At 58.6% G+C, this 16,380-nt stretch carries 9 protein-coding genes and 2 pseudogenes; 6 read left to right on the forward strand and 5 right to left on the reverse strand.

Annotated features, from left to right (window positions below):
• Positions 1–45 precede the first annotated feature (45 nt).
• The 3 genes from ACSZPK_RS25485 to ACSZPK_RS25495 all read left to right on the forward strand — a co-directional run bounded on the left by ACSZPK_RS25485 (position 46) and on the right by ACSZPK_RS25495 (position 2,519).
• The gene (locus tag ACSZPK_RS25485; RefSeq protein ID WP_437884420.1) at positions 46–1,443 is read left to right on the forward strand and encodes an aspartate aminotransferase family protein; all 1,398 of its coding nucleotides are present in this window, start codon (positions 46–48) and stop codon (positions 1,441–1,443) included.
• 75 nt (positions 1,444–1,518) lie between these two features.
• A complete protein-coding gene (locus ACSZPK_RS25490) occupies positions 1,519–1,761 on the forward strand; it encodes an MbtH family protein (RefSeq protein WP_437884421.1) in 243 nt (80 codons plus the stop codon).
• An 11-nt stretch (positions 1,762–1,772) separates the two neighbouring features.
• Complete coding sequence (locus ACSZPK_RS25495; RefSeq protein ID WP_437884422.1) at positions 1,773–2,519, forward strand: thioesterase II family protein; 747 nt, start codon at positions 1,773–1,775, stop codon at positions 2,517–2,519.
• A gap of 41 nt (positions 2,520–2,560) precedes the next feature.
• Here the strand turns inward: ACSZPK_RS25495 and ACSZPK_RS25500 are convergent, their stop codons facing one another.
• The 5 genes from ACSZPK_RS25500 to ACSZPK_RS25520 all read right to left on the reverse strand — a co-directional run bounded on the left by ACSZPK_RS25500 (position 2,561) and on the right by ACSZPK_RS25520 (position 8,215).
• Entirely contained in the window at positions 2,561–3,526 is a 966-nt protein-coding gene (locus tag ACSZPK_RS25500) for a siderophore-interacting protein (protein ID WP_437884423.1), read from the reverse strand.
• A 228-nt stretch (positions 3,527–3,754) separates the two neighbouring features.
• Entirely contained in the window at positions 3,755–4,732 is a 978-nt protein-coding gene (locus ACSZPK_RS25505; protein ID WP_437884424.1) for a lysylphosphatidylglycerol synthase transmembrane domain-containing protein, read from the reverse strand.
• Between the two features lie 8 nt (positions 4,733–4,740).
• Positions 4,741–5,481 carry an SDR family oxidoreductase gene (locus ACSZPK_RS25510; protein ID WP_437884425.1) on the reverse strand — a complete coding sequence of 247 codons (741 nt, stop codon included), beginning with the start codon at positions 5,479–5,481 and terminating at the stop codon, positions 4,741–4,743.
• Complete coding sequence (locus ACSZPK_RS25515; RefSeq protein ID WP_437884426.1) at positions 5,478–6,794, reverse strand: FAD-binding protein; 1,317 nt, start codon at positions 6,792–6,794, stop codon at positions 5,478–5,480. Before ACSZPK_RS25515 ends, ACSZPK_RS25510 begins: the two co-directional genes overlap by 4 nt.
• The gene (locus ACSZPK_RS25520) at positions 6,791–8,215 is read right to left on the reverse strand and encodes a UbiA family prenyltransferase (protein WP_437884427.1); all 1,425 of its coding nucleotides are present in this window, start codon (positions 8,213–8,215) and stop codon (positions 6,791–6,793) included. The genes ACSZPK_RS25515 and ACSZPK_RS25520 overlap by 4 nt, the downstream gene beginning before the upstream one ends.
• Before the next feature lie 203 nt (positions 8,216–8,418).
• On the opposite strand from ACSZPK_RS25520, the gene ACSZPK_RS25525 reads away from it, so the two are divergent.
• From ACSZPK_RS25525 to ACSZPK_RS25535, 3 genes and pseudogenes are all read left to right on the forward strand, one after another.
• Entirely contained in the window at positions 8,419–9,624 is a 1,206-nt protein-coding gene (locus tag ACSZPK_RS25525) for a hypothetical protein (protein WP_437884428.1), read from the forward strand.
• Positions 9,625–9,994: 370 nt separating this feature from the next.
• Positions 9,995–15,886, forward strand: a pseudogene (locus tag ACSZPK_RS25530) (amino acid adenylation domain-containing protein); the annotation flags it as partial.
• A 93-nt stretch (positions 15,887–15,979) separates the two neighbouring features.
• Positions 15,980–16,380, forward strand: a pseudogene (locus ACSZPK_RS25535) (phosphopantetheine-binding protein); the annotation flags it as partial.

The raw sequence follows: 16,380 nt of genomic DNA on the forward strand, positions 1-16,380 counted from the left end.
CGTCTTCTTCGCAACGAATCTTGCGTTCCAATGGAGAGTGGATCCATGAACAGTGTGGTGGCGGAACTGGTACACAGCGGACTGGAATCAGACGAAGCGCTTTTCCAGTTCGAAGACAACGCCTTGCTGCAACGGCAGAAGCAGCAGGAGTCCAATGCGCGCAGCTACCCGCGGCGTATTCCGCTGGCGCTCAAGCGCGCTCGCGGCATCCATGTGGAAGATGTGGAGGGGCGCGTGTTCATCGACTGCCTGGCCGGCGCCGGGACCCTGGCACTGGGTCATAACCATCCGGTGGTGATCGAGGCGATCAGGCAGGTACTGGACGATGAATTGCCATTGCATACCCTGGACCTGACCACGCCGGTCAAGGACCGCTTCGTACAGGACCTCTACGCCATCCTGCCGGAAACGTTCGCCCGTCAGGCGAAGATCCAGTTCTGCGGCCCGACCGGCACCGATGCCGTTGAGGCTGCGCTGAAACTGGTGCGCATCGCTACCGGGCGTAGCACGGTACTGGCCTTCAGCGGTGGCTACCACGGCATGAGCCAGGGCGCCCTGGGCTTGATGGGTAACCTCAAGGCCAAGACACCGCTGGGGGCATTGGTCAGCCAAGGCGTGCAATTCCTGCCGTTCCCCTATGACTACCGTTGCCCCTTCGGCATCGGTGGCGAAGAGGGTGTGCGCACCAACCTGCGTTACCTGGAAAACCTGCTCAACGATCCAGAAAGCGGCGTGCAGCCGCCAGCGGCCGTGATCGTCGAGGCGGTGCAGGGAGAGGGCGGGATGATCCCCGCTGCCAACGAGTGGTTGCGTGAGCTGCGCGATATAACGGCCAAGGCCGGTATCCCGCTAATCCTCGATGAAATTCAGTCTGGCTTCGGACGTACTGGACGCATGTTCGCCTTCGAGCACGCCGGCATCGTCCCCGATGTGCTGGTGCTGTCGAAAGCCATCGGCGGCAGCCTGCCATTGGCAGTGATGCTCTATCACGAAGAGCTCGACAAGTGGCAACCGGGCGCTCATGCCGGTACCTTCCGCGGCAACCAGATGGCCATGGCCGCCGGCTCCGCGGTGATGCGCTACATCGATGGCGAGAACCTGGCGCAGCACGCGGCCAACATGGGCGAACTGTTGATGACTCGTCTGCGCGAGCACCAGCAGGACCATCCGCAACTGGGTGAGGTACGGGGACGTGGTTTGATGATCGGTGTGGAAATCATCGATCCGAGCGGACCGACGGATGCCCTGGGTCGTGGCCCTCATGATGGCGTGCTTGCCTCGCTGATCCAGCGCGAGTGCCTCAAGCGCGGCCTGATCATCGAACTGGGCGGTCGCTACGGCAGTGTCGTGCGCTTCCTGCCGCCGCTGATCATCAACCGCGAACAGGTCGAGCAGGTTGCCCGGATCTTCGGCAAGGCCCTGCTTGCGGCGTTGGCCGCTTAATTTCCGTCCGCATTAATCGTTTTCTGAACAGGCGCCACCGTCGTAGCGCTCATCATTCGATAAGGAGATGTATCCATGACGTCCGTATTCGACCGCGAAGACATTCTGTTCCAGGTCGTGGTGAACCACGAAGAGCAGTACTCCATCTGGCCGGACTACAAGGAAATCCCGCGCGGCTGGCGTAAGGCTGGCAAGGAAGGCTTCAAGAAGGAATGTCTGGCCTACATCGAAGAAGTGTGGACCGACATGCGCCCGCTGAGCCTACGCAAACACATGGAAGAGCAGGCACGCAAGCGCGAAGCCGCGGCGGCGAACTGAGGCGAGCTAGCATGTCCAAGCTGACGCTGTACTGCCTGCCCTATTCAGGCGCGAGTGCCATGGTCTACAGCCGCTGGCGCCGCAGCCTGCCAGAGTGGATCCACGTGCAGCCGGTGGAACTGCCGGGGCGCGGCGCGCGCCTCGGCGAGCCTTTGCAGACGGACATGAACGAACTGGCACGCCAGTTGGCCAGTGAACTGCTACCTCGTCTTGAATCGCCCTATGCGCTATTCGGCCACAGCTTGGGCGCGTTGTTGGCCTTCGAGGTCGCCCATGCGCTGCGCGATCTGCAGGCTGAGTCGCCCCTGGCGCTGTTCGCGTCCGGCACCTCTGGCCCAACTCGCCGCGAAGACTACGAGAAGGATTACTCGGAACCGAAGAGTGACGAGGAACTGGTCGCCGAACTGCGCGAGCTGGATGGCACCTCTGAAGAGATCCTGGCTAACGAAGAATTGATGAGTCTGACCTTGCCGATCCTGCGCTCGGACTTTCTCATGTGTGGTCGCTACCAGTACCGGAAGCGACCGCGTCTGGAACTGCCGATACATGTGCTGGGCGGCAAGAAAGACAAGAGCAGCATGGAACAATTGCTGTCCTGGCAGAACGAGACTGCCACCGGTTTCTCTCTGGACATGCTCGCTGGTGGTCATTTTTTCATTCACGAACACGAAGGACGCGTGTTGAAGCTGGTCAGGAACAACCTGTCCGTGCATATGCGGCGTGTCTCATCTCATTTCGCTGTGGCAGCCGAAGGCTGACCGACTCCGGATGCCTTCTGGCATCCGGATCTCGCTCTTCTTTACTCCAATGCCCGCCCCATCCGCCAATAGCCCATGAAGCTGCAGGCCTGCCGGTCGATGCCCAGTTCACCGACCCAGTGCTTGCGAATTTTCATCACCGCACCTGACTCACCTGCGACCCAAGCATAGAAAGCATTGTTGGTAGGCTTCGCCAGATCCCAGAGTATTTGCTGCTCGATGTCGATTTCTTCCAGCGGCTTCGCCGACTTCTCGCGTTCGCTCCAGGCCGGTAGTGTCACCAGCTCCTTGGCTGCCCTGAGCATGCCGTCGCCATGGGCCAGGTGCTGATCGTGACGGGCGAACCAGTGCAGGCGCATATCGGCAGGCACCTCCAGTTCAATGCAGTCGGCTTTGTCCGGTACTTCGATGAAGGCTTCGACCTGGGCGCTCGATTGCACTCGGGCCAGGCTTTCAAGTATGCCGGCGATGGCTGGTAGTGCCGTCTCGTCGCCGATCAGTACGATGTTTCCCGGTTGCTGCGGCGGTTGCCATTCATAACCGCCGGGGTCGCCGGAGTAGAGTGCGTTAGGCGCGACCATCTGCAGGCGCTCGCCTGGCTGGGCGTGGGTGGCCCAACGTGACGCGGGACCTGTTTCGCCATGCAGGACAAACTCGATGTCCACCTCTTTGCGCTCTGCTCTCAACCCGCGGATGGTGTAAGTGCGCATTGGTGGTCGCTGTTCAACTGGCAACGCACGTGATGCTTTGTGCCAACTGGCTGCCAGTGGTAGTGCGGGTGGTTTGCCGTCGGCTGTCGGGAACAGCAGTTTTATGCGTTGATCTGCGGCCAGTGTGCGGCATTGATCGAGTTCGGGGCCGGTGAAGATAAAGCGTGTCAGGGAAGGGCTGAGCGCAACGCGCTGCTTGAGTTGTACATCGAAGATGCGATAGCTGGGTGGTTTGACCGCTCCTACGCGTTGTGCGAGTTGGCGCAGGTTCTGGGAGACTAACTGGGCGATGGACATGATAGAGCTCCTGAGTGATCACTCAGGAAAAGACGGATGAGATCGCAGGCAATAAAGCAAGGCGTAGCCTCCTAGCCTTAGCGCGCCATGCGTGCGATCACGGGTACGACCGCTCCAATGGATTGATTTGTCTGCTCGGATGGTCTTTCAGGCTCGTCTCATCGATGAGGCGACTGCCTGCTTCGTTTCGCGCGCAGTGCACTCCTACGGGGAAAGGAGCCGGTTCGTTCAGCCTTTAGCCTTGTTGTCGGGCCGATGCTGTCGCTGCCCCAGCGCTACCGCACCCAGTGCCACGGCAAACCATAGCGTGGTGAAGCGGATGATTAGGGTGATGGCGACCGCATCGGCATGGGACAGTCCATTACCGAGCAGCAAGGCAACCATCACCGCCTCCGTGCCGCCCAGGCCGCCGGGCATGAAGCTCAGGGCGCCTGCCAGGGTCGAGGCGCTGTAGATGAACACCGATGAGGTCAGCGGTAAGTCGGCGCCGATCCAATGCAGCAAGACATGGAATGCCAGTGCCTCGGCACCCCAGGCCGTCAGGCTCAGCAAGGTGCTGCGGATCAGCAGGCCCGGCGTATGGCATTGGCGTGCATCGAGAAACATCGACAGCAGGTGGCGCAGCAGGCCCATGATCTTGCCTGGGTAATCGACAATTCTGTCGCTGACTCGCTGGATAAAACGGTGCCTGGACAGCAGCAACAGAACCGGCACGATCGCCAGCGTGCCGACCAGCGCGAGGGTGCGTGCCTGGTGATACATCGCCAGACCCAGGGTGACCATCAGCGTGATCGCTACCAGATCGGACAGGCGTTCGCTGAGCAATGCGGCCAGGCTGCGGCTGTACGGCATGCCGTACTCCTTGAGCAAGGCACTACGGATTGCTTCGCCGACCTTGCCGGGTGTTGTGGACAAGGCGAAACCGGCGATATAGATGCGCAGACTGATGCGCCAGGTTGGCAGCGGATGACCCAGCGCCTGCAGGTAGGTCTGCCAGCGGAGGAAGCGTAGGGCATAGTTGATCAGCGACATCAGCAGCGCGAATGATAGGCCAAGCACGCCGACTCTGAGTAGCGCCTGCACCACCTCGTGCCAGCCGCCCCACAAGGAAAATGCCAGATAACCCGAGGCCGAGAGCACGGTCGAATAAATAGTCGCGCGATAGCCCCAGCTTTGCCGGAAGTCCCTGGTGCTCGAAACATCCATTACGGGCTTCACAGCGACAAGCGTTTGAACAATGGTTCGGGGATGGCCTTGATGATCAGCATGATCGGTTGCCAGAACCAGGGCGTATAGAGGTTGGCGCGACGCTTGCCCACCGCACGGACGATGTCCTGCGCCACCCGTTCAGGGCTGGCGACTAGCGCGCCTGGTAGAGGCAGGCCTTGGGTCATGGGGGTATCGACGAAACCGGGTTTGATCGTTAGCAGGTTCACCCCGGACTTGTGCAGGCGTGCACGTAAACCACTGCAGAAGGTGCTGAGCGCAGCTTTGGCGCTACCGTACAGGTAGTTACTGGCCCGCCCGCGATCGCCTGCCACCGAGCCGATCACCGCCAGGCTACCGCTGCGTTGTTCCTGCAATAGGTTGGCTAGGCCCGTCAGCAGACTGATCGAGTGGCTGGCGTTGCTGGCAAAGGCATCCAGGGCGACCAGCGGGTCTTGCTCGCACTGGGCCTGGTCCGGCAGCGTGCCATTGGCTAGGAGGGCGATGTCGATACGGCCAAGGCGTTGGCGCGCGTCATCGAGCATCGCCGCGTGCTGATCGACGCGGTCGACGTCCAGCAGGTAGATGTCGGCCGAGACAGCGCCACGGGCACTTAGGTCTTGCGCACATTGGTGCAGTTTTTCCTGGTTGCGCCCGACCAGCAGGAAACGGGCGCCGTCTTCCACCCATAGCCGTGCGCAGGCCATGGCAATGGAGGAGGTGGCGCCGACGATCAGGATGTTGTTCATGGTTGGGTCACTCGTTGCCAGAAACGGGAGAGCAGCAAGGGATCGCGCAGGCGTTCCAGATGCTCCCAGGAAGGGTAGGCCGCACGGAAGTCATCGCCGCGCATGTGTGCGTCTTTGGCTGGATACAGACGCCCACTCGCCTCACGGACAATGGCGTCCAGGTGCTGGAACAGGCGTGCGGTCGACTCGCCGCGCTGAGGGAAGTCCAGGGCCAGCGAGGTGCCGGGCATGGGAAAGGACAGCAGGCCAGGTGAAGAAACATCACCGCAGCGTTTGAGCACGGCGAGGAACGAGCCTTCGTTGCAGCGGGCGATTTCCTTGAGGATGGCGCCGATGGCTGCTCCCGCGTGGGGTTCGGGAACTATGCACTGATATTGCTGAAAGCCGCGTGGTCCATAGATACGGTTCCATTGACCGATGCTGTCCAGCGGGTAGAAGAAAGCCTGGTAATCCTGACGCTGGTGTTTCGGACCATACCCCTTGAGGTGGTAGTAGGCTTCGTTGAGCGCTTTCAAGGTCCAGCGGTTGAACAGCGGTAACGGCGGCGTGAAGGGCACGTTAAAGCGCCGATGGCGGCTGACCTGGCAGGGCGCCGCGTGGTCATGTTCGCCCAGCATCAGAACCCCGCGCCCGGCTTGTGTTCCTGTCGACAGGCAATCGACCCAGGCGACACTGTATTCGTGTAGAGGGTCCAGTTCGTCGCTCAGGTTGAAGAACTCAGCGAGGTTGGCGAAGCGCAACTGTCGCACGCGAATCTGGCTGGACTGGATACGGCGCAAGCGCAGGCGTGCGCTTGCGATGATGCCGGTCAGGCCCAGCCCACCGATGGTGGCGCGAAACAGTTCGTCGTTGTGGCTGGCACTGCAACGCAGTCGACCCTTATCCGAACGTACCAGATCGAGGTGCTCGATATGGCGACCGAAGGTCCCCAGGCGATGGTGGTTCTTGCCATGCACGTCATTGGCGATGGCGCCGCCGACGGTGGCCAGTTGGGTGCCGGGGGTCACAGGCAGGAACCAGCCGCGAGGGACGCATTGCTGCAGTAACTCTTCCAAGGTCATGCCCGCCTCGACCGTGACCTCGCCACGCTCCCAATCCACGTCGATGAAGCGCGAAAGTGGACGCAGATGCACCGCGTGATCACTCGCCGCCAGGCAGCTGTCGCCATAGCTTCGGCCGTTACCGAACGGCAGGCTCTGGCTGTCGGCTGTTTGCAATTGGTCGATAAGAGCGTCTATCTCGCCCCGCCAGTGGCAGGGCAGAAGCCGTTGCGGATGGTACGGATAACCTCCCCAGGATCGGCCCAGGGTCATATGGCCAGCCAGAACACGAGGGCGAACACGAAACCGGTGACCAGGCTCATGCGATCTTTCACCGCGAATACCACCGGATCGTCATGCATCAGGCCGCGGTGGGTGAGAAACCAAGTGCGGCTGACCCAGAATAGCAGCAGCGGGCAGGCAAGCCAGATTACTGTCGGATAGCGATACAGGTGAGTGGTGCTGACTTCCTGGATGTATAGGGCCAGTACCAGAACGGCGAGGTAGCCGGAGGTGGTGCCGATCGAGGAAATCATTTCCAGGTCCGTAGGGTAATAGTCACGGCCACGTGCACGCCCGGATTTGCCCAGTTCGCGTGCTTCACGCAGCTCTGCGTAGCGCTTGATCAAGGCCAAACTGAGGAAGATGAACAGCGAGAAAGCCAGCATCCAGAATGTCGGCTGCAGGTTCAGGGCGCAGGCGCCGGCGATGATGCGCAGCGTATAGAGCAACGCCAGGGTAATTACGTCCACCGCCATAACGCGCTTGAGGTACAGCGAATAGGCCAAGGTCAGCAGGTAATAAGCGAGCATGGCCAGGGTAAAGATGGGCGGCAGCCATAGCCAGGCGCCGATGAACGCTGCCGCGAGAAGCAGCGGGCAAACCACCAGCCCGGCACTGATGCTCAAGTGCCCCGAGGCGAATGGTCTTCGGCATTTGCGCGGGTGGCGGCGATCGTCGTCGATGTCCAGCAGGTCGTTGAGGATGTACACGCTGGACGCGCATAGGCTGAACAGCAGGAAGGCGCAGGCTACCCGGCCGACCAGCGCTGGCTCGCCGATCAGATGAGCGGCGAGCAGCGGCACGAAGATCAACAGGTTTTTCAACCATTGGTGCACGCGCAACGCCCTCAACCAATGCTTGAGTGGATGCGTCTTGTCCTTGAGCACCTGCACCACGTTGCCCTGCGCCTTGGCGTGCCTTTCCACTCCTACATCCGGGCTGACCACATAGGCGCGGTTCGCGGCGGCCCAGACTTTTAGGTCACTACGGGCGTTACCGGCGTAATCGAAACCCTTCTCGCCGTACTCGTTGATCAGCAGGTCGCGCTTGGTGTGAGCGGCGAGGTTGCGGTCGTTCTCGGTAGCGAACACTTGGTCGAACACGTTGAGGTGGGCAGCGATCCGCTCTGCCTGCAAGCGATGGGTGGCGGTGGCCAGCACAACTTTGCCACCTTGCGAGCGGTGTTGATGAATCAGTGCCATCACCTCAGGGTTGTACGGCAGGTGCTCGACCTCCAAGGAGGTCTGCAGCGCCAATTGTTCCTTGAGGTGGGCTTTGCCGCGTACCAACCAGGCGAACAGTGCAGCAATCCGCCAAGGGCTGTTCTTGGCGAAACGCAAACTCGCTTCGTGGAGGATGTCGGAACGCAGCAGCGTGCCGTCCAGATCAATGACCAGCGGATGTTCAGCCACGTCGGTTCTCCCTCATGCGCAGAGTCTTGCATATCCATCGGCCAGGTATTGGTATTCCCGGAGTAAACGAGGTGTGCGCTGAAGGATTTACCGATACGTGATGAGGCGGCCGGATAAATCCGCCTCCGGGATAAACGTTTATGGGCACTGTTCCGACGACTTAAAAACCTGTCGGCGGTATGAATTTATGTGAGGTGTCGACTGTGCTCGCAGCGCCCATCGTACAGGCTCGTAATGGCTACACCGTTGCCGGTATCGCTGGCCTTTCGCTGCTTGGCCTATTGGCTGGCGGTCTAGCGATAAGGGCGTTCGCACCTCTCGAGGACTGGGTCTATACGCACTGGCTGTTCAATTACGAATTTGGCTTGGTGAAGCGAGGGTTGGCCGGGCAACTGCTCAGCGCGCTCGGCGTAAGCACGGATTATCAGACGGTTGGCGTTATCTCGATCGCCATCAGTACTGTGCTGTCGGCGCTGCTACTGGGGCTGTTTTCTGTGGATTTTATACGTCGCCCGTCCATGGCTGCCTGGTTGTTCGCGGCATTTTGGCTGGCCCACCCTGGCACGCTTCAGCATGCCTATTTTGATGTCGGTCGTTTCGACACGATTGGTGTGCTATTGATGTTGCTCGCTGCGTTATTCATTCGTACCTCGACGAAGTACCAGGCGTTGTTTGCGGTGTTGCTGATTGGTATTTTTCAGGTTCTTTTCCATGAAGCGAACTTCCTGATGTTCATGCCGCTCATGCTCGCCATGTGGCTGTTCAAGCAGCGCTCGTCGCTGATGAGGAGCGACGTTATTGCGGCATGTGTCGTGCTCGGTGTTGTGATTGGTTTCGTATGCTTCATGGACACGAAGACGCTGTCTGGAAGAGTCGGGCTGGATGCGTATTACGCTCATCTGCTTTCGATCAGTGATCATGCGCATCCGTATTCGGTGTACGTCTTGTTCAAGGCTGTCGATAGCAACCTGCAAAGTGGCTTGGGGCGCCTGATCAGCCTGTATAACGCCGCCAATGTTGTCTACATGGGCATGGCGCTGTTTTTGTCATTCGTTCTGATCGCCAGAATGCTGCGCGTTATTTTATTCGGTGGATCGTCCTTCTTGTCGATCTTGCTGGTGCTTTCGGCTTTGTCCCCGTTGGCGTTGTCATTCATCGGCTTCGATTATTACCGCTGGTGGTCTGTCGCCTTGATGAATCTTGGCGTGGTCGTCGTGTTTCTTGCTCATGAGCAGGGCCAGGTGTCGGAGCTCATGGCGGTCGTCATGCAGAACCGGTATTGGGTCGTTGCTTGTTTGCTCCTCGATTTAATCGTAGGGCCGCTTGGTGTGATGGACAGTTTTCAGAGTTTCATCCCTCTATGGAATTTCATTCTGAGCGCCTGTGGGTTGGCTCCCTACGTTCCCTGAACGGCTCAGGTCTTTCTCTTCTTTCCAGGCGTAATCTGGCTCCCTGTCATCGCTGTCCTGAATGACATGGACAGTCGTGCGACCGCATCCGAATCCCCCCATCTACCTCTGCGCTCAATAGCCTGCACGCCTGACTAAATAGTCCTGGTATGCCTTCGTCTTTTTCTCACCGTTTTACTGTCAGGACGAAGCCCGCATGAATGCTGATCAGACCCACAAACTCGCCCGCCGCTTTATTGAGTTGTCTTCCAACAAGCGCCGGCTGTTCCTGGAAGGGTTGAAAAGCGAAGGCGTGGATTTCTCGTTGCTGCCAATACCGGCGCAGGTCGCAGTCGAGGACCGTGATGCGCTGTCTTATGCGCAACAGCGCATGTGGTTTCTATGGCAGCTCGATCCGCAAAGTGCCGCCTACAACCTGCCGATGGCGGTGCGCCTGAAGGGGGAGTTGAACGGTGCTGCCTTGCAGCACGCCTTCGATGTGCTGGTCGCTCGTCACGAAAGCCTGCGTTCGCGCTTCGTCCAGGAGGGCGATACGGTCCGCCAACTGATCGCCGATCACGCGTCACTCGCCATTCGTGTCGACGAGCTGAAGTCCCTTACGGCCTCTGAGCGCGATGAACAAGTTGCCGCGCTCGCCGAGACGGAGGCTGCTGCTCCGTTCGATCTCGCTCAGGGCTCGCTGCTGCGCGTGCGCCTGCTGAAACTGGCAGAGGACGAACACGTACTGCTGCTCACCCTGCATCACATCATCGCCGATGGCTGGTCGCTGAACCTGCTGATCGACGAGTTCATGCAGGCCTACGATGCCGCTTGTGAGGGGCGCGAAGCGGCTCTGGCACCGCTGCCGATCCAGTACCGCGACTACGCCCTGTGGCAGCGCAGTTGGTTGGAGGCGGGCGAGCGTGAGCAGCAATTGGCTTACTGGCAGGACAAACTGGGCGATGATCATTCGCCGCTGGATCTGCCGTTGGATCGACAACGGACCGGCCACCCCAGCCACCAGGGCGCACGCTATTCGTTCGAAGTCGAGGCGAGCCTGGCCGAGCAATTGCGAACACTGGCGCGACAGCATAACGTCACGCTGTTCGTTGTCCTGCTGGCGGCCTTCAAGCTGCTGCTGCAACGACACAGCGGGCAGACCGCAATCCGTGTCGGTGTGCCGATCGCCAACCGCAACCACGCTGATGTCGAAGGCCTGATCGGCTGCTTCATCAACACCCAGGTGCTGCACACGGAGATCGATCCGCTGCTCGATATCAGCCAGTTGCTGCTGCGGGTCAAGGACACTGCGCTGGGCGCACAAGCGCATCAGGACCTGCCGTTCGAGCAATTGGTCGAGGCACTTGGCCTGGATCGTAGTACAGGGCAGGCACCGCTGTTCCAGGTGCTGTTCAATCACCAGGCGACTGTCGCCGACGTGCAGGCGCTGCAGACTCGCTCAGGTCTGACCATGGAGCGCGTCGAGCCATCGCGGCATACGGCTCGCTTCGATCTGTCGCTGGATACCTATGAGCGTGGCGGGCGCTTGTATGCAGCGCTCACCTACGCGACGGACGTGTTCGACACGATCACTGTCGAACGTTTGCAGGCACACTGGTTACTGCTGTTGGAGCAGATGGCTGGGGCTGACGAGGGTGTGGTCGGTGAGTTCTGGCTGTCCCGTGAGACGGCTGAAGTTGCCGAAGTGCCGATTCAGCGTGGCGATACCTGTATCCATCAACTGATTGAGCAAGCGGCCAGCCAGCATCCGGATGAGTTGGCAGCAGTGAGTGGTGACGACGCCATCACCTATGGCCGGCTGGAAGAGCGTGCTCGGCAGGTTGCCCAAGTCCTGCTGGCTGCGGGTGTCCAACCTGACCAGCGTGTCGGCTTGGTGGCTGATCGTTCTGTCGACATGCTGGTCGGCATGCTCGGGATTCTCAAGGCGGGTGCGGCTTACTTGCCACTGGAGCCTGAGCAACCGCAAGAGCGCTTGGCGTTCATGCTGGCCGACAGTGCAGTGGATATCGTATTGGGTCGGTCGTCCTGGGCTGCCGAACTGCCTGCCGATGTGCGCCTGCTCAACCTGGACGGCCCAATGGTGTGCGCCGATGAGACAGGGCAACTACCTGTCAGCCTGAGTGCGGACAATCTGGCCTATGTGATCTACACCTCCGGCACCACCGGCATGCCCAAGGGCGTGGCGGTATCGCACGGGGCGCTGGTCAACTATGTTCAAGGTGTCAGCCAACGCCTGCCAATGGAGGCGGTCAGCAACCTGGCCATGGTGTCCACGCCGGCGGCGGATCTTGGCCACACCATCCTGTTCGGTGCGCTGTGCGCTGGCAAGACTCTGCACTTGCTGGACAAGAGCGTGGTGCTCGACGCCGATGCGTTCGGCGTGCACATACTGGCGCATCAGGTGGACGTGCTGAAGATTGTCCCTTCTCACCTGGAGGCGATGCTCGTCGCCGGAGCTTCGGCATTGCCCGAGCACTGTCTGATCCTCGGTGGTGAGGCATGCCCTCCGGCATTGCTGGCGAAGATATCCAGGCTGGCGCCGGAGCTGCTGGTAATCAACCACTACGGGCCGACTGAAACTACGGTGGGTGTGCTGACCGCGCCACTGCGTGGTATACCGGTTCTGGGTAGCCCGCTGGAAAATGTCTCTGCGCGGGTATTGGATGCGTGCCTATCGCCCGTTCCGACAGCAGCAAAAGGCGAGCTGTACATTTCCGGTGCTGCGCTGGCGCGCGGCTACCTCGGTCGCCCAGGACTGACCGCGGAGCGCTTCGTGCCGAACCCCGTTGGTGACGGAGCAAGAATGTACCGTACCGGCGACTGGGTACGCCGCAATGCGGCACAGGAGCTTCTATTCGCTGGGCGTATGGATGGTCAGGTGAAGATCCGTGGTTATCGCGTGGAACTCGCTGAAATCGAAAGCCGCCTGCGCAGTCTGCCCGGTGTTGCCAATGCCCTGGTTCGCGTATTCGGTGATGCCCAAGCCAAGCAACTGGCAGCCTATCTGGTTCCAGCAGAAACAGGGCAGGATCAGCAGGCGTTTACCGATGGCGTTCGCGTGACGCTCAAGCGCATCCTGCCCGAACACATGGTGCCGGCTTACCTGATTGCCCTGGAGCGCTTCCCCGTTACCGTCAACGGCAAGGTCGACGTGAAAGCGCTGCCCGAACCCGTCGCGGCTTCTGCCATCTATGAAGCGCCTATTACCGAATTGCAAATCCAGCTGGCAGCGATCTGGGGCGAGGTATTGCGCGTCGAGCGAGTGGGGTTGACCGACAACTTCTTCGAACTGGGCGGCCATTCCTTGCTGGCGACTCAGGTTGTATCGCGCGCGAGGCAGCATGTCGGCCTGGATATTCCATTGCGGACCCTGTTCGATACAGCGGATCTGCAAACCTTTGCCCTGGCCGTAAGTGGTACTGGTCGCGAGGTCAGCGTCGCTATCGAGTTGCTTGATCGCAGTTCACCGTTGCCGGTGTCCCATGCTCAGCATCGTCAGTGGCTGTTCTGGAAACTGCACCCGCAAAGCACGGCTTACAACACACCGCTGGCGGTGCGGTTGCGCGGTAATCTGGATTCCCAGGCTCTGCAAGGTGCTCTGGATGCACTGGTCGCTCGACATGAGTCATTGCGTACGATCTTCCGTGAGGAAAATGGCATGCCGTGGCAGCAGATACTGCCTGCCAGTTCGGTCGTCATCGACGTGCAAGACCTGCGCGGGAAAGACGAAATATCTTGGACCAGCGCCCTGGAGAGCGAGGCTACCGCTGCCTTCGATCTGGCCAACGGACCTCTGCTTCGCATCAAGCTGTTCCAGGTTGACGATGATGAGCACCTGTTGGCGGTGACGTTGCACCACATCGTTTCCGATGGCTGGTCGATGAGCGTTATGGTACGGGAGTTCGCGCGTGCTTATAACGCCCTCGCAGCGGGCGACTCGCTGGCTGTTCAGCCGCTGCCTGTGCAATACGCCGACTACGCCGCCTGGCAACGCCAGCGCTTGGCCGATGGGCAATTGCAGGCGCAGCTTGGCTATTGGAAAGCCAAGTTGGAAGATGACTTCGATGTTCTCGAACTGCCCGCAGATCGTCCCCGGCCACAGGTACAGAGCTACCAAGGCGAGCGCATCGACGTGTGCTTGCCCGCAGACCTGACCAACGGCCTGCGACGCCTTGCCGTCGACGCCAACGCGACCCTGTTCCATGTGTTTCTGGCTGCCTTCGCCATTTTGCTGTCGCGCTACAGCGGCAAGGACAAGATCAACATTGGCGTGCCCGTCACCAACCGCAATCGCCTCGAACTGGAAGGCCTGATCGGCTTCTTCGTCAACACCATCGTCGCGCGGATTGGCGTGGACCACACCCTGACCTTTACGCAACTGCTCGAAGCTGTGAAAGAAACCACCCTCGAAGCTCAGGCCAACAAAGACGTGCCGTTCGACGCCCTGGTCGAGGAACTCAAGCCCGAGCGTGGCCTGGGGCACAACCCGCTGTTCCAAGTCATGTACAACCACCTGCGTGATTTCGGTGAGCAGGTGTCAGCTGACAGCCTGCACGGCCTGCATGTCGAAGAAATCGATTTGACTGAACGCAGTGCGCAGTTCGATATAACTTTGACGACTAGCGAGCGTCAAGGAGGGGTTTTCGCGTCGTTTGGTTATTCAAAAGACCTGTTTTTGCATGGGCGTATAGAGAATATGGCCGAGCAATTTTTGGTCTTGTTGCAGGAGTTAAAAGAGCGAGGAGGAATAGCTTTAGGTAATATCGATTTATATCGAGAAGGTGCACTAGAAGAGTTACGTAAGCTCTGGGGTGAAGACGCAGATTTTCTTTCCGAAGGTGAAAATATTTGCGCTCTATTTGAGACTCAAGTTTCTAATACTCCGCAGGCGCTGGCAGTGGTGACTTGGACTGAGCAGGTAAGCTATGCCGAGCTTAATGCTAGAGCTAATCACCTTGCTCGTATTCTGTCTGGGCAAGGTATAAACGAGGGGGCCAAGGTTGGCATATTAGCCAAGCGCAGCGTTGAGATGGTAGTCGCCATGCTAGGTGTTCTTAAAGTCGGTGCTGCTTATGTTCCATTAGACCCGGACTATCCAATTGAGCGATTGACTTACATGATTAATGATAGTGCGGTAGAGGCTGTCGTTTATCAATCAGGGCAATCTTTACCGGCTGGGGATTGGGTGGCGCTAGAGTGCTCCGGATTTGGGCAGACTGATTCGAATAATTTTGAAGGTGCAAGTGGAAGTGTAAAAGTTCCAGCTTATCTAATATATACATCAGGCTCTACTGGTCAACCTAAGGGCGCGATAGTAAGGCTTGATAGTCTTTCTAGATTGATTTGCTGGTACCGGAATATCTGTGGTCTCGGTCGAACCTCAAAAGTATTGCTGGCAAGTTCTTTTAGCTTCGATCTGACACAAAAAAATATTCTTGCAACCATTTGCGCTGGTGGGCAGTTGCATATGGCATGTGATGGATATGACCCTCAGGTAATTGCTCGTTATATTGATACTAACCAAATTACCCTAATCAACTGTGCCCCTAGTGCATTTTATCCTATCGCTCAATACTCAGGAGCAACCCTGAGTTCACTTCGACACCTCGTGCTGGGAGGGGAGCCGATTCGTGTTGATGAAATTGAGTTCTGGTATCGGGCAAGGCATGCTAGCCCCCTATGGTTGCATAATACATATGGGCCCACTGAGTGCACCGATGTAGTTAGTGCTCACAGTGAAATCATGAGTGTGATGGACAGGCTGCAGGATGTGCCAATTGGGAGGCCGTTGCCCGGTGTTAAAGCATGTCTACTCAATAGCATTTTATTGCCTGTTGGCTTTGGCCAACTGGCAGAGTTGTATTTAGGTGGTAGCTGTGTCGGTGATGGATACTGGAATCGCCCTAGGCTTACCGCTGAACGTTTTGTGCCCGATCCTTACAGCAATGGTAGTCGGCTGTACCGCACCGGAGATCTAGCGCGTTACCGGGCTGATGGCGTGCTGGATTACGTCGGTCGGATCGATCATCAAGTGAAAATTCGCGGATTCCGTATCGAGCTTGGGGAGATAGAGTCGCGGCTATGTGAGCATCCAGCATTGCGTGAGGCCGTTGTTCTGGCTAGCGAAGAGAGTGGGTATCGACAACTGGTCGGCTACTTAGTGGCAGAAGAGACGCTGTCGGAGGATCAGCGAATGCTATTACTCCAGATACTGCGCGAGTATCTGTTGAAGTACCTGCCTAGTTATATGGTGCCTGCGTATCTTGTCTTCTTGGATAGTATGCCGCTTACACCAAACGGTAAGTTAGATCGCAAGGCTTTACCAAAGCTAGGAGCTTGTCAGCTACAGCAAGAGTATGTCGCGCCTCAGAGCAAACTTGAGCAGCAGATCGCTGTAATCTGGGCTGATGTGCTCAAGTTGGAGAGGGTTGGCTTAACTGATAACTTCTTCGAGTTGGGTGGACATTCTTTGCTAGCCACCCAGGTTGTCTCTCGGGTGCACCAGTCTCTAGATCTGGATGTCCCACTCAAAGCACTTTTTGAGCGCTCGGATCTGGTTGGCTTTGCACAGGCCGTCAGAGAGAGTGTTTACAGCAAAGCACCATCCTTTATTCAGGCTGATCGCTCGAAGCCTCTGAGCTTGTCTTATGCTCAACAGCGTCAATGGTTCCTCTGGCAACTGGAGCCGGAGAGCACGGCTTATAACATGCCGACTGCTCTGCGGTTCAAGGGGCCTCTGGATATCGACGCGTTGCG

This window comes from Pseudomonas sp. LRF_L74 (assembly GCF_965644255.1).
Taxonomy (GTDB): domain Bacteria; phylum Pseudomonadota; class Gammaproteobacteria; order Pseudomonadales; family Pseudomonadaceae; genus Aquipseudomonas.

Bases quoted from the DNA above. Each gene is read 5' to 3' on its own strand.
- ACSZPK_RS25485 (WP_437884420.1), top strand. From the start codon at position 46: ATGAACAGTGTGGTGGCGGAACTGGTACACAGCGGACTGGAATCAGAC.
- ACSZPK_RS25490 (WP_437884421.1), top strand. From the start codon at position 1,519: ATGACGTCCGTATTCGACCGCGAAGACATTCTGTTCCAGGTCGTGGTG.
- ACSZPK_RS25495 (WP_437884422.1), top strand. From the start codon at position 1,773: ATGTCCAAGCTGACGCTGTACTGCCTGCCCTATTCAGGCGCGAGTGCC.
- ACSZPK_RS25500 (WP_437884423.1), bottom strand. From the start codon at position 3,526: ATGTCCATCGCCCAGTTAGTCTCCCAGAACCTGCGCCAACTCGCACAA.
- ACSZPK_RS25505 (WP_437884424.1), bottom strand. From the start codon at position 4,732: ATGGATGTTTCGAGCACCAGGGACTTCCGGCAAAGCTGGGGCTATCGC.
- ACSZPK_RS25510 (WP_437884425.1), bottom strand. From the start codon at position 5,481: ATGAACAACATCCTGATCGTCGGCGCCACCTCCTCCATTGCCATGGCC.
- ACSZPK_RS25515 (WP_437884426.1), bottom strand. From the start codon at position 6,794: ATGACCCTGGGCCGATCCTGGGGAGGTTATCCGTACCATCCGCAACGG.